A 21,190-nucleotide genomic window follows, 5' to 3' on the forward strand; every position below is an offset into this window, starting at 1 on the left:
CCATCCTGGAAGGAACCGCGATGTCAGCCCGCATGACCAACCCCGCGTACCTGCTGCCCGACGGCCTCAAGGGCATCGGATCGATCTTCAAGGCCGTCAACGCAGGCGGCATCTCCCACGAGCTGCAGGAGCTCGTGGCCCTGCGCGCCAGCCAGCTCAACGGCTGCTCGGCGTGCGTGCACGCGCACAACATCAACCTGGTCAAGGCAGGCACGAGCGCCGAGCGGATCGCGGCGGTCGCGGCGTGGCGGGAGGCGCCGTTCTTCGACGACGCCGAGCGGGCCGCGCTGCACCTGGCGGAGACGCTGACCCGGCTGGCCGACCGCTCCGGCGACGCCGTGGACGACCGGCTGTGGGACGAGGTCGCCGACCACTACGACGAGAAGCAGGTCGCCGCGCTGATCCTGCTGATCGGCGTGACCAACATGTTCAACCGCCTCAACGCCGCCATCAAGGAACCGGCTGGCGCCACCTGGAACTGACAAGGAGCACGCCGTGAGCGACAAGCTCGACATGACCCCGATGTACGCCATGCACGACGCGCTGAGACGGGAACTGGAGCACCTGGCCAAGGTCACCGTCCGCCTGGACGACCCGCGCCGGGTTCTCCGCGCCGCCGTCGGCTGGGAGCTGTTCCGCAAGTCGCTGCACGTCCACCACACCGCCGAGGACGACGCGCTGTGGCCCGCGCTGCGCCGGACCCTGGCCGACCGGCCCGACGACCTGGCGCTGCTGGAGGCGATGGAGGCCGAGCACGCAGGCGTGGACCAGCTCATCGAGGCGATCGACGCGCAGCTGGCCGACCCCGAGGCGCCGCTGAACGGCCTCGGGGACCTGGTCGACTCGCTGGTCACCGGCCTGAGTGGACACCTCAGGCACGAGGAGGCCCAGGCGCTGCCGCTGATCCAGGCCGTCGCCACCCCGCAGCAGTGGGCGCACTTCGGCCAGGTCCACGGCCAGCGCATCGGTCCGGACGCGCCGCGCCTGCTGCCGTGGCTGCTGGAGGGAGCGAGCGACGAGACCGTGGCGACGATGCTCGCTCCATTGCCCGAACCGGCCCGCGCTGCCTTCACGGCTCAGTGGCGGCCCGCTTACGCCGCGCTGGACCGCTGGGGCACGGCCTGACGGGAACGCGCCATCGAGTGCCGAGCGCTGCCGCGACGTGCCGTCACGGCAGCGCTCGGCTCCACGACCGCCCCGGGACATAGCCGCCGAGCGCGATCCAGGTGGTCAGGTGGATCAGATCGGAAAAGAGTGTCGGCCGGATCAGCGAGCGTCTGTGCGGGTGTCTTCGTATTTCGACGCGAACGTTCATCACTCGGTGAAGAAATTCCGAATCGCGTTGAGCGGGCTCGGATGGGGGCGGTTACCGTCGATTCCGAGATTGATCACCCATTTTCAGGCGGTGGCGATGGACCAACCAGAGCACGTCAATCGCAGGCAGTTGTTGTTCGGTGTCACCGGGCTGGCGGTCCTGGCGGCGGTCGGGGTCGGCGTTCCGGCGCAGGCCGTCGCGATCCCGCCGATCCGGGACACCTTCCAGGGGTTGCTGGTGTTCCTCGTGCCCGGCCGCGACCGGTTCTCCGCGCACCAGGGACGCACCGCCGACGGTCCGAGCGGGGCGGAGACGGGCGCGGCCGGGCCCCTGCAGCGCACCTACGACCAGGCCGTCCCGATCCCGCTCGTGGGCCGCCCGTTCGACCTGAACCTGCCGGGCGCGGCCGCGGTCGCCGCGATCCTCAACCTCACCGCGCTCGACGTGGACGCCCGCGCCGCACTGGGCCCGTTCGCCTCGGCGTTCGCCAACCTGTCGTTCGAGGGCAAGGCGGAGGTGTTCCGCCGCCTGGAGCGCCCTGGCATGGCCGACGGCACCCCGGCGCGGTTCCTCATCAACACCATCCCCACCCTGGCCGCCTTCGCGGCGTACTCCGAGGCGCCGGTGTTCCGGCGGGGTGAGCTGGTCGCCACGCCAGTGGGCTGGCGGCTGTCCGATTACGACGGTGTCAGCGACGGGTGGCCGGAGTTCCTTGGCTACTACCGCGGCGTGGACCGGGTACGGGACTAGGGAGGACGGACATGCCAGACGTAGTGGTGGTGGGCGCGGGCGGCGGCGGGCCGGTGGTCGCCAAGGAACTCGCCGCGCGCGGGCTCGACGTGCTCGTACTGGAGGCCGGGGCCCGGCACCTGCGGCCCGAGCAGGAGTGGACCCGGCTGGAGGACGACACCAACAACCCGATCACCGGCCTGCTCCGGGTCGGCCCGTCCCGGCGGGAGGAGGCGCCGTGGCTGCGCGACTTCCCGCAGAACTCGTTCGTCTGGCAGATCGCCGGGGTAGGCGGCACGACGCTGCACTACTTCGGCAACTGCCCCCGGCCCGCGCCCGGCGCATTCTCCGGCTACGACGGCCCCGACCGCGACAACTACGACACCGCCCACCTGTTCCCGTTCACCTACGCGGAGTTCCGACCGTACCTGGAGTGGTGCGAGGAGACCCTGCCCGTGCGGACCGCGGCCATGGGCACGAAGGAGGCCCTGTTCTTCCGCGGCGCCGAGGCGCTGGGGGTGGCGCACCAGACCTGGAAAGACCTGCGGGGGCCGAGCTACCGAGCGCAGGAGAACGCCATCCTGCAGCCGGAAGGCACCGCGGGCCGCACATCGGACCCGCTGCGCCTGCGCTACCCCGAGGCCCAGGGCTGCACCTTCTGCGGCCACTGCTTCCAAGGCTGCCTCGAACCCCGCCACGCCCCGCGCAACCTCAAGGCCCGCCGGTCCACCGACAACTCCTACGTGCCGATGATGCTCACTGCCGACGCGTGGTCGCCCGGCGGCCGCGCCGCGAAGCTGCTCACCGACGCCTACGTGGTGCGCGTGCTGACCGAGCCGGGCGGAGCCGCCGCGCGGGGTGTGGTCTACCGGACCGCCGATGGCGCCCTGCACACCGTCGAGGCCAAGGTAGTAGTGCTCGCGGGAGGGTGCGTGGAGAACCCGCGGCTGTGGTTCACCAGCGGGCTGCCCAATCCCAACGGCTGGGTGGGGCGCGGGCTGACCGAGCACCACCTGGACTGGGTGTTCGGGGTGTTCGACGACTACACCGGGGCGTCCAAGGGCGCCGGGTCGTCGGCCCGCTGCGACTTCCCCGGCTACGGCGGGGTGGAGAACGTCTGCCTGCCGCCTGCGTTGCAGAGCTTCGCGATGACGTTCAGCGACTCGGGGATGGCCGGGTTCTACGACAACGGGAGCGGCGTCGGCCCGCAGGGCGCGGACACCGTGGGCAGGCTGGTCGGCGCGGAGCTCAAGAGCGCCCTGGCCGACGTCGACAACCTGCTTACCGCGCTCGTCGTCACCGACGACGACGTCGAGCCCGCCAACCGCGTCACCCTCTCGCCGACCCTGCCCCCGGACCCGCACGGGCCGGTCCCGCGCATCGAGGTCCGCCACCGCGGCCGCACGGCCCGCACCCGCCGCAACCGCGACTACCTCGCCGCCCGCGCCGCCGAGCTGCTGCGCGCCGCCGGAGCCCGCCGCGTCCACCGGATGGACTGGGCGCCCCTGCTGCTGCACATGCAGTCCAGCATGCGCATGGGCGCCGACCCAGCCACGTCGGTGCTGGACGCGGACGGCCGTTCGCGCTGGGGCGACCGGCTCTACATCGCCGACAACTCGGCCCTGGCCAACTCGGTGGGCGGCGCGAACCCGACCCTGAGCACACAGGCCCTCGCGACCCGGACAGCGGAGAAGATCTTCCAACGCCACTTCGGCGGCGACCCCTGGGTGCACACCGAGGCCCCGGTCAGCTCCATCGACGACCGCGTGACCAGGGCAGTGATCGAACGCGGCCTCTGACGGCGTCGCGAGTCGCCCTTCCACAACGCTGGGACGACGTACTTCACACCATCGGCACCGCCGTCGACACCCCGCTCCTCGCGCTCACAGCCGCGTGACTCCACTGTGGCCCAAGGTCGGTAGAAGGCGATGGTCTCGTCGGTATTCGACGAAGAGATGATCAACGCCGTCGCGGTCGAACCCGACGCGGAAACCACGTGGAGGTTTGGCGCATGCAGATGCGCAGCGCCCACCACCCATCCCTCACGTCAACCTCATGGTCAACGAAGCGGGTCACCTGTACTGACCGCCCGTCACGATCGGACGACCGGGGCGAACCCGTCAGGACGTGGTTGGATCGGCTGCCCTGGCCGCCCGCTCGATTTCCGCCCGCCGGTTCTCCCAGAAGGCCGCATCCTGCCCCCGCCGGGCCATGGCTTCCGCGTCCATCTCGACCTCGCCGTCCAACTGCTCCCGCAGGATGTCGGCGTGCCCGGCGTGCCGACTTGTCTCCGTGAGCACGTGGACCAGAACGTTGAACAGCATCACGTCAGGACGTGGCCACCAGGGCACGTAGCCGGGCGAGTCGATGGCGAGAGCAGCGATCGTGGCGTCGGAGTGTTCCCAGACCCGTCGGTAGCGGCTGGTGATCTCCTCGCGTGTTTCGTGCTCAGTCGCCCACAGGTCGGTACCGCGCTGTTCGACGTCGTCCCACCGGGGGATGGACTCGGGGAACGGACGACCGAAGACCTCGCCGAAGTACCGCGACTCCGACACCGACAGGTGCTTGACCAGACCGAGAAGGTTGGTTCCGGTGGAGGTCAGGGGACGACGGATGTCGTACTCGGACAAACCGTCGAGCTTCCGGAGCATCGCCTCACGGATCTCTCGCAGGTCGCTGTGCAGGTATTCCTTCGCGAAATCATCGATCACAGGTACGAGCATGCACCAACAGCCACGACCGGCCCGCAAGGGAGCCCTGCGGCCACGGCTGAAGGTCCTGCCGCTGTCCCCGGCACATCGCTGGCCGGTGTCATCGCCGCGATGTACGCCGCCTGGGGAGTTCGAGCAGTCGGCGGCGTTCGCGGAACTACGGGGGCACTTTCCCGGCTCGACCGCCTGGCGGAGTGCGCTGGACTCTGTGGTCTCCGATCCGGACGGCGTCGACATCGCACTGCTCGACGGGTTGAAGAAGATCACCGTCGATGTCGTGCTCCGCCCGAGCGCCTGATCTTTGGGCTCGACCTCCCCGGGCACCGCGGGTCGGTCGATGCTTGCTTATCTGCGGGCGCACGGCGCGCCTCCGCACAACAACTGGGAGAATCGCGCCACCGGGCCATCGCCGACCGTGCTCCCCTTGGAGCTGGCGCCTGATGAGGGCGCGGGAGCCGACCGGATCGGGTGAACCGGTCGGGCCTTCCGTTAATGCCGTCCCGGTGGGGGCACTCGCCTCACGCTTGGTCTGCTGGCTGGTGGGGAGGTGTGATGTCATCGCGCTGGGTCGATGTGGTGGTCGTGGGCAATGGAGTCCTGGGCCTGTCGACCGCGGTGCGGCTCGCGGGCCGGGATCCAGGGGTTCGGGTAGCCGTGGTGGGGCCCGCGGGACGGGATCGGGGGGCGTCGGTCGCGGCGGGGGCGATGTTGAACTGCTTCGGCGAGGTGACCACGGACACCGGAGCGCATCCGGCGGGCCGGGCGCGGTTCTCCATCGCCCGTCAGGCGTTGGACGAGTGGCCGGGGTGGCTGGACGCGCTGGTCGAGCTGGCCGGGCCGGAAGCCGCTGCGGTGCAGGAGACCTCGGTGGCGGGCACGGTGGTCGTGCTCAGCGGCAGGTCGGGTCGGGTGGCCACGGCCAACTTCGCGGCGATCGAGGCCGCGTTGGTCGAGCACGGCGAGCCGCACGAGGCGGTGGCTGCCGAGGATGTGGCGGGGTTGACGCCGGAGTTCGGCGCGCACCCGTCGCGGGCGGTGCACCTGCCGCGCGAAGGTGCGGTCGACGCGCGGGCGGTGATGGCGGCGCTGGAGGCGGCGGCCCGGCGCCTCGGTGTCGACATCGTCGACGCCATCGTCCGGGAGCTGCTGGTCGACGCGGGCAAGGTGCGGGGCGTGCGCCTCGCCGACGGGGAGACGATCGCCGCGGGCACCGCCGTGCTCGCAGCGGGCAGCGCCAGCGGCGCGCTCGCCCAGGCCGTGCTGCCCTCCGGCGCGGTCCCGCCGGTGTTGCACGGCACCGGCCTCGCACTGCTGGTCGAGCCGCCCCCGTCAGGCCCGCGTCACGTCCTGCGCACCCCCAACCGCGCCGGATCCTGCGGTCTGCACCTCGTGCCCGCCACGGACCCGCTGTACGCCGGGGCCACCAACATCATCACCCCCGACCCGGCCCCCGGACCGGACATCGGCTCCAGTCAGACGCTCCTGCGCATGCTGTGCGAGCAGTTCGACCACCACCTCGCCGACTGCCACGTCCACCGCTGGCTGTGCGGGGCACGCCCGGTCACCGCGGACGGCTTCCCCCTCATCGGCGGCTGCTCGATCGACGGCCTCGTGCTCGCCACCGGCACCCACCGCGACGGCTTCCACTGCTCACCCGTCATCTCCACCCACATCGCCGACATCGTCCTCGGCGACAGCACCGACGACAGGTTCGACCGGTTCGCCCCCGAACGACCGCCCATCGAGGCCATGCCCCTGGAACAGGCCATCACCGAAGCAATCGACCATGAGACCGACGCCCACTACGAATACGGCCTGACCCTGCCCTACTGGCTCGACGAGGACGAAGTGCGCGCCCACATCCGGCAGCGCGTGCGGCGGGTTTACGAGCACCTCGACACCGCCCTGCTGCCGGAAACCGTCTGCATCACCCGCGCCGCTGTGGACCCCGCCAGAGAAGACCTCCTGAACACCTACCTCCGCGCCGCCCGCGCCTACCACTCGGACTGCAAAGACCACACTGACACGACCCGAGAACACGGCTCATGCTGACCGCGTCGCCGGGGCCGTTCTTCCTCTCCGGAGGCCTTGATGCAGGCCGATACGGCGGATGGGTCACGAAGGCAGTCGAAGCCCAGCTGGCACCAGCCCGCCGTGATGTCCGGTGACACAGCGAAGCCTGCTCCATCGAATGCAGGAACCTCCGAGCCGCCTGCGGCCACCGCTGGCATGATCGTCACCCGGGATCCACGCCTTCTTGGAGGAGAGCCAGGTCGAGGTGGACGGTGAGTCGGGAATGGTCGGTGAGCCGTGGGCGTGGTCGTAGCGGTAACCGAGGTCTGGCGTCGGGCCCAGCTGTGCTCGACGCGGTCGGGGTGCAGGTTGGCGGAACAGGTTGACCAGGCCGTGCCGGCGGGTGAGGTCGTACTCGAAGGGCGCGAACTGGCCGCGGTGGGCGAGCCGGTGGCCGGGTTCGAGGACGTTGAGGTCACCGAGCAACCACAGCGGCCACCCAGCACGACGAACCCGAACCTACCGTGTTCTGACCCGCGGGCCACCTCGCGCGTCGGCCGTCACCAGCAGCGACCAGGAGGACCACCCCACGGATGCCCACCACGCTCCCGCGACGCTGCGCGCGCGTCCTGCTGCTCGACCCCACCGACCGGGTCCTGCTCATCCACGCCCTCGGCCCCCACCAACCCGACCACCACTGGTGGGAACTGCCCGGCGGCGGCCTCGACCCCGGCGAAACACTCCACCAGGCCGCCCTCCGCGAACTCGCCGAGGAGACCGGCATCCTCCTCGACACCCTCGGCCCCGAACTCTGGACCCGCGAATCCCGCTTCCGCTACCAGGACCGCGACCACCATCGCATCGAACACGTCTTCCTCGCCCGCACCACAACCACCGACCCCCAGGCGCCGGTCCGTCCCACCGCCAACGAGAAGGCCGGACTCATCGAACGCCGCTGGTGGAGCGCACACGATCTTCAGCAGTGTCGGGACAAACTACTCCCCGCCAACCTCCCCCAACTCCTCACCGGACAACTCGCCCCCACACCACTCACCCTCACCCACTAACGGCCCGATCAGCGCCGATAAGCAAGGCTCGCCAACCCGGCACGGGTAGCGGCCACCGAGCACGCGGTCCGTCGAAGCTCCTCCCGGACGTCTGCGCACACCTCCGACGCGAGCTCGCGCGGGAAGACGCTGCTGCGCTGCAGCTCCAAGTCGATAAGCGAAGGATCCCTCGGGAACTCGAGCATCAGCCACGAATGCGCCAGCGCCCGCAGCCGCACACCAGCACGGGCCAACCGGACCCTCTCCTCGCTGCGGGACGTCGATCAGATTTGGAGCGAGATCGAATCGTCTCGCTATCGCCTACCCGATGCGCGCCGCCGACGGTGCTGGCACTGGTCGCTCATTGACCGATCGACGGATGGGCGACGACGACGACTTGATCAGCGTCCTCGTAGAGGATGCGACCTGGATTTGTTGAGTCCAGTCGGATCCAGCCGATCCCGTGCGCGTCGAGGATCGCGAGGTAGCCTGCCACGCGCTCAAGGAGGTGCGCTGCGGACGCCTTGAACCAGGCGGCGGCGCCGGGGTGCAACTCGTGGTCATAGACGGATGGGTCGATAGTGCTGGGGTTGGTGAAGTTCGCGTTGTACCAGTCGTTGTTGGTGCGGCGGAACCGTTCCTGCGTCTCCGACAGCTGGCCTGCTTGCGCTAGGCCGTTGACTAGGCAGAAGATGCCCACGAATCGGCCTTTCCGGTCGCGCTCGGATGCTTGGAACCGTACGTAATGATCACCATTCACACCACGATCCTGTCACCCCTCACGCGCACGGGCCTAGGCCGAACCTCGAAGGGCTAGCGCTGGGCGTGGGCGATCCGGGGTTGTCCGACGACCGCAGCGGCTGTGTGGACACAAGACCAAGCTTCGGCACGGGATGTCGCGCTCGATCCCACCCAGCCCTCCGATGCGGGGCCTGCCCACGGTTCCGTCACCGTCCCGGGCTGGTCTCGGGGTCCCCGCACGTCTCCTCCAGGTCGCCCCGCATTCGGTACTCGCAGCGGGGGACGCTGTTGAAGTCCTTGATGTCGTCGATCCGCAGGATGGCTATCGGGCGCGTCGATCCGTCCCGGTGGACGCTGAAATCGATGGGGCCGCCTGCACCCTCGAAGCATGGCTCGCCTTGGGGCGTGGCCTCGCTGGTGCAGGCGAGTTCGCGGAACTCCTGGGCGATGGCGGCGCGGTTGGGGGCGAACGGGCTGGGTTTGATGCGCTCGCGGTTCTTATTGGCATCGACGAGTCGCACGAACAGGCTCGCGGCGTCGTAGGCGATGCCGGTGCGTTCGCTAGGCCACGGCTGGTTGGTTGTCTCCTCGACTGGTCGGAGGGCGAGCTGGAACGCCCGCCACGCCGGATCCGGGGAACTGTTCTGGAAGTAGAGCCGGTTCAAGCCGCCGCACAGGGCGACGATGGGTCGGGCCGGGCTGTCCGCGCTGGAGGCCCCGGCGGGTATCCCCTTCGCCACGCAGGAGGGTCCGGCCAGGACGACCTCGCTGCCCAGGGAGACGTAGTGCAGCGGAACACCCGCGAAGTCGTCCTGGTCACGGAGGCCGCGCTGCGCGACGAAGCGGGTGACGGCGTCGTCGCCCACTACCAGCGGTGGGTGTTTCGCGCATTGACTGCGAACGCGCCGCAGGAAGCCGAGGAACTCGCCTTCCCGACCTCCGTAGAAGGCCAGTTGGTCGTCTCCGCAGCGGATGTTGACGTTGCTGACGCCGTCCCACTCCACCACCTCATCAGGAGTGCCGCCCTGCGCGATGAACTGCGCTTCCAAGGAGTCGAGGTAGGAGTCAGGGCCTGCGGTTGGTCGATAGAGGGCCACGGTCCTACCGGTGTGGGCGCCGTAGCGCAGCACCAGTCTGACCTCGGCGGTGTTGCCGGGGACCATCTGGAAGTACATCGGTGACCGTTCGGCGAGGCCGTCGCCGGTGAGCGTGGTCGCCAGCACCGGGATGCCGCGGTCGCCGAGGGCGCCGATGGCGCTCTCGGTGGCGATCACGGTGCGCCCCATGCCGATCACGCCCATCACGGACGGGTCGGCGTCGAACAGCGGCCCCAGCAGCCGATCGACCACCTCCCTGGCGTGGCGCATCTCGGTCCCGCCGTTGGCGACGACGACCCGCAGCAGCGGCGCGGTCGTGCTGATGGTGCTGTTGTCCTGGCTCTGCCGTATGAGCAGCCCGGCCAGTTCCTCGGTCACCGCGTCCGCCGTGTTGGGCACGTCCTCCTGGTTGGTGAACTCGCCGAAGTACACCACCGTGACCAGCGGACGGTCCGGGTTGCTGTCCCGGACCCGCAGCGCCTTCGCGTTCTGCTCGAAGATCGCCGCCTGCGCCGCCCGCAGGCGCGGATTGGCGCCGAAGATCTGCGCGTCGCTGTCGCTGTAGCCGACGCACTCGCCCGCCAGCCACTCGACGGCGACGCCGCCGCTTGGAGAGGGCAGGCAGTCGTTGGCCAGCCGCGTCCACAGCCACGGCACGCCGACGGCCGAGGCCGCCGCGAGGACGACCAGCACCACCGCGACGATCATGCCGCGGCGGGCCAGGACCGGCACCTGGGCGGGGACCATCCTGCCCTGCCGGTACCAGCCGTGGGTGTCCTCGTCGCTGGCCGCCTGCGGGTCCGGGCCGGGGAGGCCGACGACGATGAACCGGGCGTCCTCGCGCTGGACCAGCCTGCTCTGCGGCAGGGTGCGCTGCCAGGCACCGAGTTCGGTGGGAAGCTGGCGGACCGGCGGCGGCGTCCCCGCGCGGCCAAGCCAGGCGGGCACGGCGTCGGCTGTGGCGATGAACAGCACCGGGTCGTGCCGGGTGGAGCTGTTGCGCACCTCGTTGACCAGGCGCAGCAGCTCCCACCCGCCGTTGGACTCGGTGATGTTCTCCAGCAGCACCACCGTGTACGCGGTGCGCCGCCACCGCCGCAGTTGCAGCGGGCCCGTTCCGTAGACCCGCCTGAGGTCCTCGAGGAACGCGTGCACCAGCAGCTTCTTGATCTCCGCGTCGTTCTCCTCGGTGCGCCGACCCGCGGTGAGCAACTCGGCGAAACCGGTGAAGCTGCTCGAGTGGCCGGGCAGCATGAACGGCTGGCGCATCAGCCATCGCGGAACCCGCCCGATCAGCGGGAACCGGTGCGACCACAACCAAAACCTCAACGGGCGGTGCCAGGCGGCCAGCAGCAGCACCGCGAGCCGCATCCACAGCGGTTGCGCCGCGGCGGCTTCCGCGACACCCATCCGCTGCGCCTCCGCGGGCCGTTCGCCCGCCGCATGCCACACCCGCAGCATGTCGGTGATGTCCACGCGCTCGTTCTTGCGCGTCCCGGGGCCGACGGTGCGGCTGGTGAGCCAGTCAACGAACCGGTAGTGACCGAACCCGCTCAGCCGCCCCGTCCCGAACCGATCGGCGCTGAGCTGGTGGCGCAGCTCGTCCAGCAGCGGCAACAAGGGTTCGGCGCCCTTGCGGACCTGTTCCCAACGCTGCTCCACCGCGACCCGCGCCGTCTCGGCGTCCACCCGCGCGTGGGGCACCTTGACCCGCTGCTCCTCGTCAAACCGCCGCGACAGGGCAGCGAGAATGTCGTTCGGGCCGTCGACGCGCACCAGGCACAACAGCGGCAACGGGCGGTCGCTCTCGCCGGCTGCGGGCCGGGAGCGACGCCACCGTGGCCGCCGCACGAGGTCGTGCACCACCGATAACAGGGCATGGAGTCCGCGGAACACCGGCTCGCTCATATCTGGATCATCGGCTGAGCCCAACGAACCGTTGCGGCACGGTCACTCGATGTGATGATCCAGGGGGAGGACCATCGGATGGCACACCAAGCTCCTGAACGGGCGCTTCGGTACAGCTTGTGTTCTCCGTTCGTCGGCGCCGAGCGGCCGAAGACGATGAAGACTCGTTTTGCGGTTACCGCGGGAGGGACGACCCACGCGGGGCTTGTACGTGCGTAACGCTGTACCCGCCCTGAACGACGAGGGTTTGGCGAGTGCCTTTCGGTCGGCTTGGAGGAGCGAGTGTCAGAGATGTTCGAGGTCGACCGCGTGGATCGCATCACGGACATCCTGTTCGGGGTCGCCGTGGCCGGGGGCACGATCGAGTACGCGCCGCTGGCTCGCCGGGTGGGAACTCGGCCGGACTTCCTGAGCCATCCGTTGGACCAGGTGTCGCGACGCGCCGCGCAGCGGGGAGAGCCGATGTGGAGCGCGCTTGTCGTGTCGAAGGCGAGCGGTCGACCGAACGAGGGCTTCTACGCCATGGCGCGCCGGATGCGGACCGAGTACGTCGATGTCGACGACGCGACGTTATGGGACCGAGAGCGTCACCGGTGCTACGAAGCGGCGCGCAGGTGACCACGAAATGCGACAGGTCGACCGCAACGAGCGGGAATAAGAAAGTCCACCACCGTCCCGTAGGTCAGAGGTTGATCGTCGCGCCTCTGGGATGAGGGCGCAGCTTCAAATCCTGTCAGTCCGACGGTCTGATGACACGCTGGCTTGGAAGTTCACCAACTGCAGTGGCTGGCCAAATAGTTGATCATGGAACGCGCAGTTCACGTCACAGAACGGTCTGATTTGCTGCGCGGGTGAGGCGGGTGGCCAGGGTTTTGATGTGGGCGACGAGTTCTGGGGGTTCGTGGACCTGGAAGTCGAATCCTGTGGTGGTGACGTAGATGGCCAGCTCGTCTAGGGAGTTGGAGCCTGCTCGGAGGGTGCAGTGGTGGTCGTCGATCGGCTCCAGTGTCGCGGTGGTGGGGGCGAAGCGTTCGGCTGCGGTCTTGGCGTTGGTGTGCAGGGTGATCCGGGCTTGGTAGCGGTAGGCGGCGGTGGAGATCGCTCGGGAGGTGTAGCCGCTGAGGTCGGGGTCGGGTGGGGTGCGGGGGATGAACCGGGGGCCGGTTGGTGTGCGTGGGGTGAGACGGTCCACGCGGTAAGTGCGCCAATCCTGGCGATCGACGTCCCAGGCGATGAGGTACCAGCGCCTGCCCGCGTGCACGAGTCGGTGTGGCTCGGTGGTGCGGGTGGTGATGGTGTCGTCGTGGCTGCGGTAGTCGAAGCGCAGACGCACTGCGTCGCGGCAAGCGGTGGCGATGGCGGTGAGGGTGCTCGGATCGACGGTGGGCCCGGTGTTGGCCATCGGCACGGTCATGGTCTGGAGGGCGTTGATCCGGTGGCGCAGCCGAGAGGGCAGCACCTGTTCGAGTTTGGCCAGTGCCCGCACCGAGGTCTCCTCGATGCCGGTGATCGAACCGCTGGCCGCCGTGCGCAGGCCCATCGCGACCGCGACGGCCTCGTCGTCGTCGAGCAGCAGCGGTGGCAGGTCCGCCCCGGCGGCGAGCCGATAGCCCGCCGTGCCCGCGGTCGCGTGCACGGGGTAGCCGAGGCCGCGCAGCCGGTCGATGTCGCGGCGAACGGTACGCGGCGTGACCTCCAGCCGCTCCGCCAGTTCGGCGCCGGACCAGTCGCGCCGGGTCTGCAGCAGCGAGAGCAGTCGCAGCAGCCGCGTCGAGGTTTCCCACATGCCCTGAAGCCTGCCATCGAGCTAGGACCGATTCTGACCTAACCGTCTTCTAGCGTCGAGCTCATGCAGAACAGCAGCGAGATCCGGTCCTTCACCATCGACGTTCCCCAGGCCGACTTGGACGACCTGCGCGACCGGCTGGCCAGGACGAGGTGGACCCAGGACCTGCCCGGTGTGGGCTGGAGCCGGGGCGTGCCGGTCGACTACCTGAAGGGGTTGGCGGAGTACTGGCGCGACGGCTACGACTGGCGTCGCCACGAGCGGGAGTTGAACTCCTTCCCCCACTTCACGACCGAGATCGATGGGCAGAACATCCACTTCATGCATGTGCGCTCCCCCGAACCGGACGCGCTGCCGCTGATCCTGATCCACGGCTGGCCCGGCTCGATCGTCGAGTTCTTGAACGTCATCGGCCCGCTCACCGATCCCCGTGCGCACGGCGGCGACCCGGCCCAGGCGTTCCACCTGGTGATCCCGTCGATCCCCGGGAGCGGCTTCTCCGGCCCGACCACTGAGCCCGGGTGGGACACCAACCGGGTGACCAGGGCGTTCGCCGAGCTGATGGAGCGGCTCGGCTACGACCGCTATGGGGCGCAGGGCGGCGACACCGGCGCGATCATCTCCCCGGGGCTCGGTCGGCTCAACCCGGATCGGGTCGTCGGCGTGCACGCCAATGGGCTCTCCGCGTTCACCCGGGTCAACGCCGACGAGGTTCCCGAGCTGACCGATGCCGAGCGCGCACGCCTCGCGCACCTGGAGTACCTGGAGACCGAGCAGTCCGGCTACGCCATGATGCAGATCAGCAGGCCGCAGACGCTGGCGCACGCGCTGCACGATTCCCCGGTCGGGCAGCTGGCCTGGATCGTGGAGAAGTTCAAGGAGTGGACGGACCCGGCCGCCGAGCTACCCGAGGACGCGGTCGACCGGGACCTGTTGCTCACCAACGTGATGCTGTACTGGCTGACCGGCACCGCGGGCTCTTCGGCCAACAGCTACTACGAGACCGCACACAACGGAGCCTGGGGCGCGGGCGCACGCTCCACCGTGCCGACCGGAGTCGCGGTGTTCCCCCTCGACGTGTCGATTCGCCGGACCCTCGAGCTCGAACACACCATCACGCACTGGTCCGAGTTCGACCGCGGCGGCCACTTCGCCGCCATGGAGGCCCCCGATCTCCTCGTCGAGGATGTCCGCGCGTTCTTCAGCACACTCCGCTGACACGCCGCCGACCTCACCGTGGGTCGGCGCCGCGATGGGCCGTCACCCTGTCGGCTCGGCGGAGTCGTGGGTGATGGTGTGGACGGTGGTCAGGTCGGTGAGTCCGGAGATGGTGAGGACGGGGGCCAGGAGCGGGGTGGCGATGATCTCGATGCGTTCGGCGTGGGTGAACAGGACGGCCAGGCCCGCGCTGTCGAGGTAGTCAACGGCGGTCAGGTCGATGACGAGGTGGCCGGGGGTGGCGGTGATGGCCTCGGCGAGGGTCTCGCTGTTGCTCATGTCGATCTCGCCCGCCGCGGTCAGGAGTGGGGTGCCGTCGGGGCGGTGGCCCGCGGTGAGGGTGAGGGGGGTGGTCATCAGGTGATCCTCGTGTACAGGTCGACGGTGGTGCCGGTGGCAGTTCGGGTGATGGTGACCCGTTGCATCAGGGCGCGCATGAGGCTCACGCCGCGGCCGCGGTGGGGGTTGGCCTCCGGCTGCGGGGTTTTCCAGGCGCCCTGGTCGACGATGGTGAGGTGGAGGTTGTCGGCGAAGGCCTCGGCGCGCAGGTGGACCGGAGCGCCGGGGTTGTGGCGGTATCCGTGTTCGATGGCGTTGGCGAACGCCTCGCCCGCGGCGACGACGATGTCGTGGGCCTGTTGCCTCGGGAGCTGGACCTGGTCGAGCCAGGAGCGCAGGGCTTGGCGGACGGGGGCGAGTTGGCCCGCCTCCGCGGGGAAGGTCATCTCCAGGGGAGCGGGGTGGCGGTACAGCAGCAGGGCGACGTCGTCGTCGTAGCCGCCTCCGGGGGCCAGCCGGGTCATGACCTCGGTGGCGAGGTCGTCGACGAGGAGGTCGCTGCCGTCCTGCACGACGGCGCTGGCCTGGTCGATGCCTTCGCTGAGCGGGCGGCGTCTGCGTTCGACCAGCCCGTCGGTGTAGAGCATCAGGGTGGATCGCGCGGGGAGGCTGTACCGGCCTTCCGGGCGGTGCCTGCCCGGGCGGATGGCCAGCGGCGTCGAACGGCCCTCCTCCAGCAACCGGGTGGTGCCGTCGGGGTGGGCGAGGATGCCCGGCGGGTGTCCGGCGCTGCAGTAGGCCAGGTCTCCGGTGCGGGGGTCGAGGACGCCGCAGAACACGGTGGTGCACAGGGCGCCGGGCAGGCTCGCGGCGAAGCGGTCGAGGGCCATGAGGGTGCGGGCGGGGCTGGCGTCCTGCAGCAGCAGGGCCCGGCAGGCGCTGCGCAGCTGGCCCATGACGCTGGCGGCCTCCAGGCCGCGGCCGACGCAGTCGCCGACGACGATGCCGATGCGTCCGTCGGGCAGGGCGATGACGTCGTACCAGTCGCCGCCGACCTCCAGCCTGCTGGTGGCGGGCTGGTACCGGACGGCGAAGCCGTCGGGCAGGTCGGAGGGGCCGAGGATGGCCCGCTGCAGGGCGATGGCGGTCTCGCGCTGCTGGTCGATCTGGTGGGCGCGGCCCAGGCCCTGGGACAACTGGCCCGCCAGCAGCGACAGCAGCAGGTGGTCCTCACCGGTGAACGGCCGGTGGTCGCCGAGCTCGACCCACAGGGCCATCGGACCGTTCGGGTGGTCGAGGACGATCCCCGCGCCGGTGTGGTCGCTGATCGGGGTGAGCAGCGGGCTCTCGCGGAGGTCGACGATGCGCTCTCGACGCTGGACGGGCAGCCGCGCCCAGGTCAGGGCCGGGTCCGTCGCGGTGACGGTGGGCGCGTCGGCTTGGTCGAAGACGGCGGCCACCACGTCCTGGGCCCGCCACAGCGCCTTCAGCTCCGCCAACGCGCCTTCGAGCGCGTCGGCCAGGCTGGTCGCCCCGGACAGCCGGGTGCTCAGCGAGGCGAGCGCGCTGTCCCGCTGGATGGCGTGGTGCTCGGCGGTGACGTCGCGGAAGGTGCCGACGGACACGCGGCGCCCGGTGTCGGGGTCGTGGGCCTGGTTGAACGTGGCGCTGATCCACACCCGCCGCCCGTCGCGGTGGGTGAGGGGGATCGTGTGGCTGCCCTGCCGCTCGTCCAGCAGCGCGGCGAAGGCCGCGGCCACCTGCTTGTGCGCCTCGACGTCGGTCTCGGCGTCCGGCCACCACGGGTGGATGGGCGGGTACGGCAGCCCTTCGGGCCCGTAGCCCAGGATGTCGGTGAAGGCGGCGTTGATCTCGATGACCGCGCCGTCCTCGTCGCAGACGAAGAACGCCTCCTGCAGCGAGTCCACCAGCGCCGTGCGCCAGCGGATGTGGTGGTTGCGCAGTCGGGCCAGTTCCACGTTCGCCCGCACGCGGGCCAGCAGCTCGGCGGCGGCGAACGGCTTGACCAGGTAGTCGTCCGCGCCCGCCTCCAGGCCCTCGATGGAGGCCTCCTGCCCGGCCCGCGCCGACAGCAGCAGCACCGGGACCGACGCGGTGCGCGAGTCCGCGCGCAGCGCCGCGACCAGCGCCAATCCGTCGAGCCTCGGCATCATCACGTCGCTGATGACCAGGTCGGGCGCGGCGGCCCGGACGGTGGCCAGGGCTTCATGGCCGTCGTTGACCGCCTCGACGAGGTACCCCGCCTCGGACAGGATCCGGGTGAGGTACTCGCGCATGTCGGCGTTGTCGTCGGCGATCAGCACGCGGGCCTGGGTCGCCGCGCCGGAGGGGAGCGACGGCGGCTCCGCATCGCCGGGCAGCCAGCGCAACGCCTCCTGCAGGTAGGGGACGGCCGTGGCCGAGACGCCCGCTGCCGCCCCGGCGGGCGCCAGGGACTCGGCGGGCAGGTGCGCGGACCCGAAGGGCAGCCGGATGGTGAAGGCGGTCCCGCGTCCCTCGGCGCTGTCCGCGGCGATCGTGCCGCCGTGCAGGCCGATGAGCTCCTTCACCAGCGCCAACCCGATGCCGCTTCCCTCGTTGGAGCGGGCGCGGGCGTTGTCGATGCGGTGGAAACGCTCGAACAGCCGGGGCAGTTCCTCGGCCGCGACCCCGATCCCGGTGTCGGCCACGACGACCTCGGCATGACCTTCGCGGGCGCTGACGCTGACCCGGACCGCACCGTCGAAGGTGAACTTCAACGCGTTGCTGAGCAGGTTGAGGATCACCTTCTCCCACATCCCCGGGTCGAGGTAGACCGGCTCGGCCAGCGGCGGGCAGTCGATCTCGAAGGCCAGCCCCGCCTTCTCGATGGCCGAGCGGAAGACGCTGGCCAGCCCGGCGGTGAGGGCGGCGAGGTCGACCGGCTCGAACCGGGCCTGCATGCGGCCCGCCTCGATGCGGGAGAAGTCGAGCAGGGTGTTGACCAATTTGCTCAGCCGCAGGCCGTTGCGGTGGATGACCTCCAGTTCCTCCTGAACGCGCTTGTCCGCTCCGGCCAAGGCGGTGCGCAGCTCCTCGACCGGTCCCATGATCAGGGTGAGCGGGGTGCGGAACTCGTGGCTGATGTTGGAGAAGAACGCGGTCTTGGCCCGGTCCAGCTCGGCCAGCTCGTCGGCCCGCCGCTGCTGGGCCTGGTAGCTGCGCGCGCTCGCGATCCCGGTCGCGATGTGCCCGGCGACCAGCTCGACGAACCCGCGATAGCCGTCGTCCACCGGGCGGTAGCGGTTCAGCCCGGCCACGAGGAACCCGTACGGGGAGCCGCCCTGCCGCAGCAGCGGCATCACCAGCGCCTGGGTGGGGGGCGCGGGCCAGTCGCCCGAGGGCAGGTCGCCGTCGAGCTCCACCGACTCGGCCTCGCCGCGCGCCGCCGCGGCCGTCGGCCACACCGCGGGCAGGTCGTCGGCCGCCAGCGTCGCCGGGGCGGCCCGGTGCCCGGGAGGAATCCCGGTCGCGGTCGCCAGCCGAGCGCCGCCGTCATCGAACAGGTAGATCAGCGAGAAGGGGAGGTCCCGCAGGTTGCGGCCCAACTGCTGGCCCGCGAACGCCAGCGTCTCCTGCTCGGTGCGCACCACGCTCGGGTCCGAGCCCAGATCCCGCAGCGTCGCCATCCGCCGCTCGCCGATGACCCGCTGGGTGTCCTCGCTGACCACGCACAGCATGCCCACCACCGCGCCGGTGTCGTCGCGCAGCGGGCTGTAGGAGAAGGTGTGGTAGGTCTCCTCCGGGTAGCCGGACCGCTCCAGGAACAGCAGCAGCGCCTCGTCCCAGGTCGCCTGCCCGGTCTCCAACACGGTGTCGATGCGGGGGCCGATATCACCCCAGATCTCCGCCCACACCTCCCGCGCGGGCCGTCCCAACGCCCACGGGTACTTCCGCCCCAAGGTGTCCCTGCGGTAGGCGGCGTTGCAGAGGAACGTCAGCTCCGGGCCCCAGGCCATCCACATCGAGAACTTCGACGACAGCAGGATGCTCACCGCCGTCCGCAGGCTCTGCGGCCAGCCCGCTGGCGCCCCCAACGGGGTCCCCGCCCACTCCACGGCCGCCAGATCCCGCCCGACCTCGGCGTCCACGGCGAACACATCGATCACCGCAGCGTCCTCAGCGTCCTCGAACCGCGCCACCGACACTCCTCCCAATCCTTCGGCGCACCGAATGGATCACGAGTCACTCGTCATCGGCCACGCAACCCGTAGATTAGACAGCCGACCCGCGTCCCGGGGAACACGCCCGAACCGGCCTTTCGTTCCGATGATCGATGGACGCGGCTCGTCCGGACGCGGACTCCGCGCTACCCGAGCGAGCCTGGGGATTCTCGGGCGGCCGCGGCCCTGATCGGGATTCGTTCGCGCGCTCTTCGCGGCTGTCGTGGGTCGCGCTGCGGCAGGCGCCGAGGCGGGGGAGGGTGGTGGGCGGAACGCCGGGGAGGGAAGATGCCGCTGATCGACCGACTCGTCTCCCGCTGGCCCGCGCATGTGCCGGTCAGGCCGATCGCGCCGCAGCCGTGGCCCGCGCAGGAGCCCACGTGGCGGCAGGCGCGGCCCGCGGTGATCGCGGCCGCGACCCGGCGGGCCGCGGCACGGCCGTCGGGCAACTGGTTCGTGCTGGCTGCCAGCGGCGACGTCCGCGCCGATGTGCCGTTGGGCGCTTACGTGGGGCCGCACGAGGTGGTGGCCTGGCGGGACGAGGACGGCGGGGTGGTGGCCGGGCCCGGCGCGTGCCCGCACCTGGGTGCTCCGCTGGCGCTGGGCCGGGTGGACCGCGGGGTCCTGCGGTGCCGCTGGCACGGTCTGCCGGTCTCCGGCGACGGCGGCCCGGGTTGGCGGCCGTTCCCCGTCCACGACGACGGGGTGCTGGTGTGGGTTCGGCTGGACGGCCTCGGGGGCGAAGCGCCGTCGCCCGCCCCGGTCGTTCCGGCCCGGCCGACGCGCGGGGTGGCCGCGGTCGCGTCAGTGACCGGGGTGTGCGAGCCGATCGATGTGGTGGCCAATCGGCTCGATCCGTGGCATGGCGGCTGGTTCCACCCGTACTCGTTCACCCGTCTGCGGGTGGTCAGCGCTCCGGAGGAGGACAGCGCGCCGGAGCGGGATCGGTTTGTGGTGGACGTGACGTTCCGGCTGGGGCGGCGGCTCGGTGTTCCGGTGCGCACCGAGTTCACGTGTCCTGAGCCGCGGACGGTGTGCATGCGCATCATCGAGGGGGAGGGGGTGGGCAGCGTGGTGGAGACGCACGCGACGCCGCGGGCCCCGGGCCGGGACGGGCGGGCGCGCACCTCGGTGATCGAGGCGGTGATCGCCACCTCGGAGCGGGAGGGGTTCACGGCGGCGATGCGGGCGGCCGTCGTGGTGCGTCCGGCCATGCGGTGGGCGGCGAAGCGGTTGTGGCGCGACGACATGGCCTATGCCGAGCGCCGGTACGCGCTGCGCACGGGCGGTTGCTGAGCCTGGTGGGCGCTGAGGGTGGTGCGGTAGCCGAGGATCAGCACGACGTGCAGCAGGTACAGCCACAGCGCGACGGCGGCGGCGACGCCGACCGGGGCGAGTCCGGCGAAGGGCACGCTCCAGTCGACCGGGATGGCCAGGAACAGCAGGAAGCCGTGCAGGAACCCGGTGAGGAACGCGCCGGTGGCGAACGCGCCCGCGACGGCGGCGCGGCCGGGCAGCGCGTTGGGGGCGGTGACGGTGAAGACCAGCGACAGCGCCACCGAGATCAGGACCCAGTCGAGGTGGAAGGACACCACCACGCCCAGCGCGAGCGACCAGCCGCCCGCGCTGTAGAGGGAGCCGATGGCGGGGGCGAGCGCGAGCGGCGCGGCCAGCAGCAGCGGGGCGGCGGCGAGGACGGGGAGGAACCCGAGCCTGCCCCGCCACCCGGTCGTCCCGGTGACGGCCTGCCCGGCGGGCTGGTCGAGGGCGCGGCGCAAGCCCTCGCCGTAGAAGGTGGCGGGGATCAGCGCGACGGCCAGCACGGGCCAGGGGGCGCGCAGCGCCGCGTCGGTGATCGCGGCGACGGCCGACCCCGCGCGCTGCTCGTCGGGCAGCGCGGCCGCCAGGGCGGCGGCGCCGTCGACGACCACGGCGTGGCCGAGGAGCGTTGCCGCGCCGCGCAGGCCGAGCAGCAGCAGGGGAACGATCGCCAGGCAGGCGAAGAAGGTCAGCCCGGCGGCCCACAGGGCGATGTCGCGTCCGCGCAACGCGGCGCCGGTGTGGCGCAGCACGGGCCGGACGGGGGTGGGCATGGCGGTGTCGTACCCGCTGTTCGCGCTGCTCTCACCCGCCGCTCGGGGTTAC

16 protein-coding genes are annotated in these 21,190 nt (G+C 70.9%); 9 read left to right on the forward strand and 7 right to left on the reverse strand.

The genetic code is table 11. From position 1 onward, the window contains the following. The first annotated feature begins 20 nt into the window (after positions 1–20). The 4 genes from IEY98_RS28430 to IEY98_RS28445 all read left to right on the forward strand — a co-directional run bounded on the left by IEY98_RS28430 (position 21) and on the right by IEY98_RS28445 (position 3,843). On the forward strand, positions 21–482 hold the full coding sequence (locus IEY98_RS28430) for a carboxymuconolactone decarboxylase family protein (protein ID WP_189213746.1): 462 nt from the start codon (positions 21–23) through the stop codon (positions 480–482). Positions 483–495: 13 nt separating this feature from the next. Then, complete coding sequence (locus IEY98_RS28435; RefSeq protein WP_229787628.1) at positions 496–1,125, forward strand: hemerythrin domain-containing protein; 630 nt, start codon at positions 496–498, stop codon at positions 1,123–1,125. Between the two features lie 286 nt (positions 1,126–1,411). Next, on the forward strand, positions 1,412–2,065 hold the full coding sequence (locus IEY98_RS28440) for a hypothetical protein (protein ID WP_189213747.1): 654 nt from the start codon (positions 1,412–1,414) through the stop codon (positions 2,063–2,065). An 11-nt stretch (positions 2,066–2,076) separates the two neighbouring features. After that, positions 2,077–3,843: a GMC family oxidoreductase N-terminal domain-containing protein gene (locus IEY98_RS28445; protein ID WP_189213748.1), complete on the forward strand. Its 1,767-nt coding sequence runs from the start codon at positions 2,077–2,079 to the stop codon at positions 3,841–3,843. A gap of 321 nt (positions 3,844–4,164) precedes the next feature. On the opposite strand, the gene IEY98_RS28450 is transcribed toward IEY98_RS28445, so the two are convergent. Further along, positions 4,165–4,767 (reverse strand): DinB family protein, encoded by a 603-nt coding sequence (locus tag IEY98_RS28450; protein WP_189213749.1) that lies wholly within the window; start codon positions 4,765–4,767, stop codon positions 4,165–4,167. A gap of 540 nt (positions 4,768–5,307) precedes the next feature. Here IEY98_RS28450 and IEY98_RS28455 point away from each other — a divergent pair. Together IEY98_RS28455 and IEY98_RS28460 are read left to right on the forward strand one after the other, a co-directional pair. After that, a complete protein-coding gene (locus IEY98_RS28455; RefSeq protein WP_189213750.1) occupies positions 5,308–6,807 on the forward strand; it encodes an NAD(P)/FAD-dependent oxidoreductase in 1,500 nt (499 codons plus the stop codon). Between the two features lie 554 nt (positions 6,808–7,361). Next, positions 7,362–7,835 (forward strand): NUDIX hydrolase, encoded by a 474-nt coding sequence (locus tag IEY98_RS28460; RefSeq protein ID WP_189213751.1) that lies wholly within the window; start codon positions 7,362–7,364, stop codon positions 7,833–7,835. A 340-nt stretch (positions 7,836–8,175) separates the two neighbouring features. Here the strand turns inward: IEY98_RS28460 and IEY98_RS28465 are convergent, their stop codons facing one another. Beyond that, entirely contained in the window at positions 8,176–8,514 is a 339-nt protein-coding gene (locus IEY98_RS28465) for a hypothetical protein (RefSeq protein ID WP_229787630.1), read from the reverse strand. A gap of 247 nt (positions 8,515–8,761) precedes the next feature. After that, complete coding sequence (locus tag IEY98_RS28470; RefSeq protein ID WP_189213753.1) at positions 8,762–11,560, reverse strand: hypothetical protein; 2,799 nt, start codon at positions 11,558–11,560, stop codon at positions 8,762–8,764. A 291-nt stretch (positions 11,561–11,851) separates the two neighbouring features. On the opposite strand from IEY98_RS28470, the gene IEY98_RS28475 reads away from it, so the two are divergent. Then, positions 11,852–12,178, forward strand: a complete 327-nt coding sequence (locus tag IEY98_RS28475) for a hypothetical protein (RefSeq protein WP_189213754.1) — start codon at positions 11,852–11,854, stop codon at positions 12,176–12,178. Between the two features lie 205 nt (positions 12,179–12,383). Here the strand turns inward: IEY98_RS28475 and IEY98_RS28480 are convergent, their stop codons facing one another. Then, positions 12,384–13,346: a helix-turn-helix transcriptional regulator gene (locus IEY98_RS28480; protein WP_189213755.1), complete on the reverse strand. Its 963-nt coding sequence runs from the start codon at positions 13,344–13,346 to the stop codon at positions 12,384–12,386. A 63-nt stretch (positions 13,347–13,409) separates the two neighbouring features. Between IEY98_RS28480 and IEY98_RS28485 the strand changes: the two genes are divergently transcribed. Beyond that, positions 13,410–14,564, forward strand: coding sequence for an epoxide hydrolase family protein (locus tag IEY98_RS28485; protein ID WP_189213756.1), 1,155 nt, complete (start codon positions 13,410–13,412; stop codon positions 14,562–14,564). A 42-nt stretch (positions 14,565–14,606) separates the two neighbouring features. On the opposite strand, the gene IEY98_RS28490 is transcribed toward IEY98_RS28485, so the two are convergent. Both IEY98_RS28490 and IEY98_RS28495 read right to left on the reverse strand, forming a co-directional pair. Continuing rightward, positions 14,607–14,921 (reverse strand): STAS domain-containing protein, encoded by a 315-nt coding sequence (locus tag IEY98_RS28490; protein ID WP_189213757.1) that lies wholly within the window; start codon positions 14,919–14,921, stop codon positions 14,607–14,609. Further along, complete coding sequence (locus IEY98_RS28495) at positions 14,921–19,024, reverse strand: SpoIIE family protein phosphatase (protein WP_229787632.1); 4,104 nt, start codon at positions 19,022–19,024, stop codon at positions 14,921–14,923. Before IEY98_RS28495 ends, IEY98_RS28490 begins: the two co-directional genes overlap by 1 nt. 309 nt (positions 19,025–19,333) lie before the next feature. Here IEY98_RS28495 and IEY98_RS28500 point away from each other — a divergent pair, with 309 nt between their 5' ends. Beyond that, positions 19,334–20,341, forward strand: coding sequence for a Rieske (2Fe-2S) protein (locus IEY98_RS28500; protein WP_189213758.1), 1,008 nt, complete (start codon positions 19,334–19,336; stop codon positions 20,339–20,341). Here the strand turns inward: IEY98_RS28500 and IEY98_RS28505 are convergent. Then, positions 20,299–21,138, reverse strand: coding sequence for a YhjD/YihY/BrkB family envelope integrity protein (locus IEY98_RS28505; RefSeq protein WP_189213759.1), 840 nt, complete (start codon positions 21,136–21,138; stop codon positions 20,299–20,301). The genes IEY98_RS28500 and IEY98_RS28505 overlap by 43 nt on opposite strands. Positions 21,139–21,190 lie beyond the last annotated feature (52 nt).

The organism is Actinokineospora fastidiosa (assembly GCF_014648415.1).
Lineage (GTDB): Bacteria > Actinomycetota > Actinomycetes > Mycobacteriales > Pseudonocardiaceae > Actinokineospora > Actinokineospora fastidiosa.

Excerpts from the sequence above, each read along its gene's own strand:
- IEY98_RS28430 (WP_189213746.1), top strand. The coding sequence starts at position 21 with ATGTCAGCCCGCATGACCAACCCCGCGTACCTGCTGCCCGACGGCCTC.
- IEY98_RS28440 (WP_189213747.1), top strand. The coding sequence starts at position 1,412 with ATGGACCAACCAGAGCACGTCAATCGCAGGCAGTTGTTGTTCGGTGTC.
- IEY98_RS28445 (WP_189213748.1), top strand. The coding sequence starts at position 2,077 with ATGCCAGACGTAGTGGTGGTGGGCGCGGGCGGCGGCGGGCCGGTGGTC.
- IEY98_RS28450 (WP_189213749.1), bottom strand. The coding sequence starts at position 4,767 with ATGCTCGTACCTGTGATCGATGATTTCGCGAAGGAATACCTGCACAGC.
- IEY98_RS28455 (WP_189213750.1), top strand. The coding sequence starts at position 5,308 with ATGTCATCGCGCTGGGTCGATGTGGTGGTCGTGGGCAATGGAGTCCTG.
- IEY98_RS28460 (WP_189213751.1), top strand. The coding sequence starts at position 7,362 with ATGCCCACCACGCTCCCGCGACGCTGCGCGCGCGTCCTGCTGCTCGAC.
- IEY98_RS28470 (WP_189213753.1), bottom strand. The coding sequence starts at position 11,560 with ATGAGCGAGCCGGTGTTCCGCGGACTCCATGCCCTGTTATCGGTGGTG.
- IEY98_RS28475 (WP_189213754.1), top strand. The coding sequence starts at position 11,852 with ATGTTCGAGGTCGACCGCGTGGATCGCATCACGGACATCCTGTTCGGG.
- IEY98_RS28480 (WP_189213755.1), bottom strand. The coding sequence starts at position 13,346 with ATGTGGGAAACCTCGACGCGGCTGCTGCGACTGCTCTCGCTGCTGCAG.
- IEY98_RS28485 (WP_189213756.1), top strand. The coding sequence starts at position 13,410 with ATGCAGAACAGCAGCGAGATCCGGTCCTTCACCATCGACGTTCCCCAG.
- IEY98_RS28490 (WP_189213757.1), bottom strand. The coding sequence starts at position 14,921 with ATGACCACCCCCCTCACCCTCACCGCGGGCCACCGCCCCGACGGCACC.
- IEY98_RS28500 (WP_189213758.1), top strand. The coding sequence starts at position 19,334 with ATGCCGCTGATCGACCGACTCGTCTCCCGCTGGCCCGCGCATGTGCCG.
- IEY98_RS28505 (WP_189213759.1), bottom strand. The coding sequence starts at position 21,138 with ATGCCCACCCCCGTCCGGCCCGTGCTGCGCCACACCGGCGCCGCGTTG.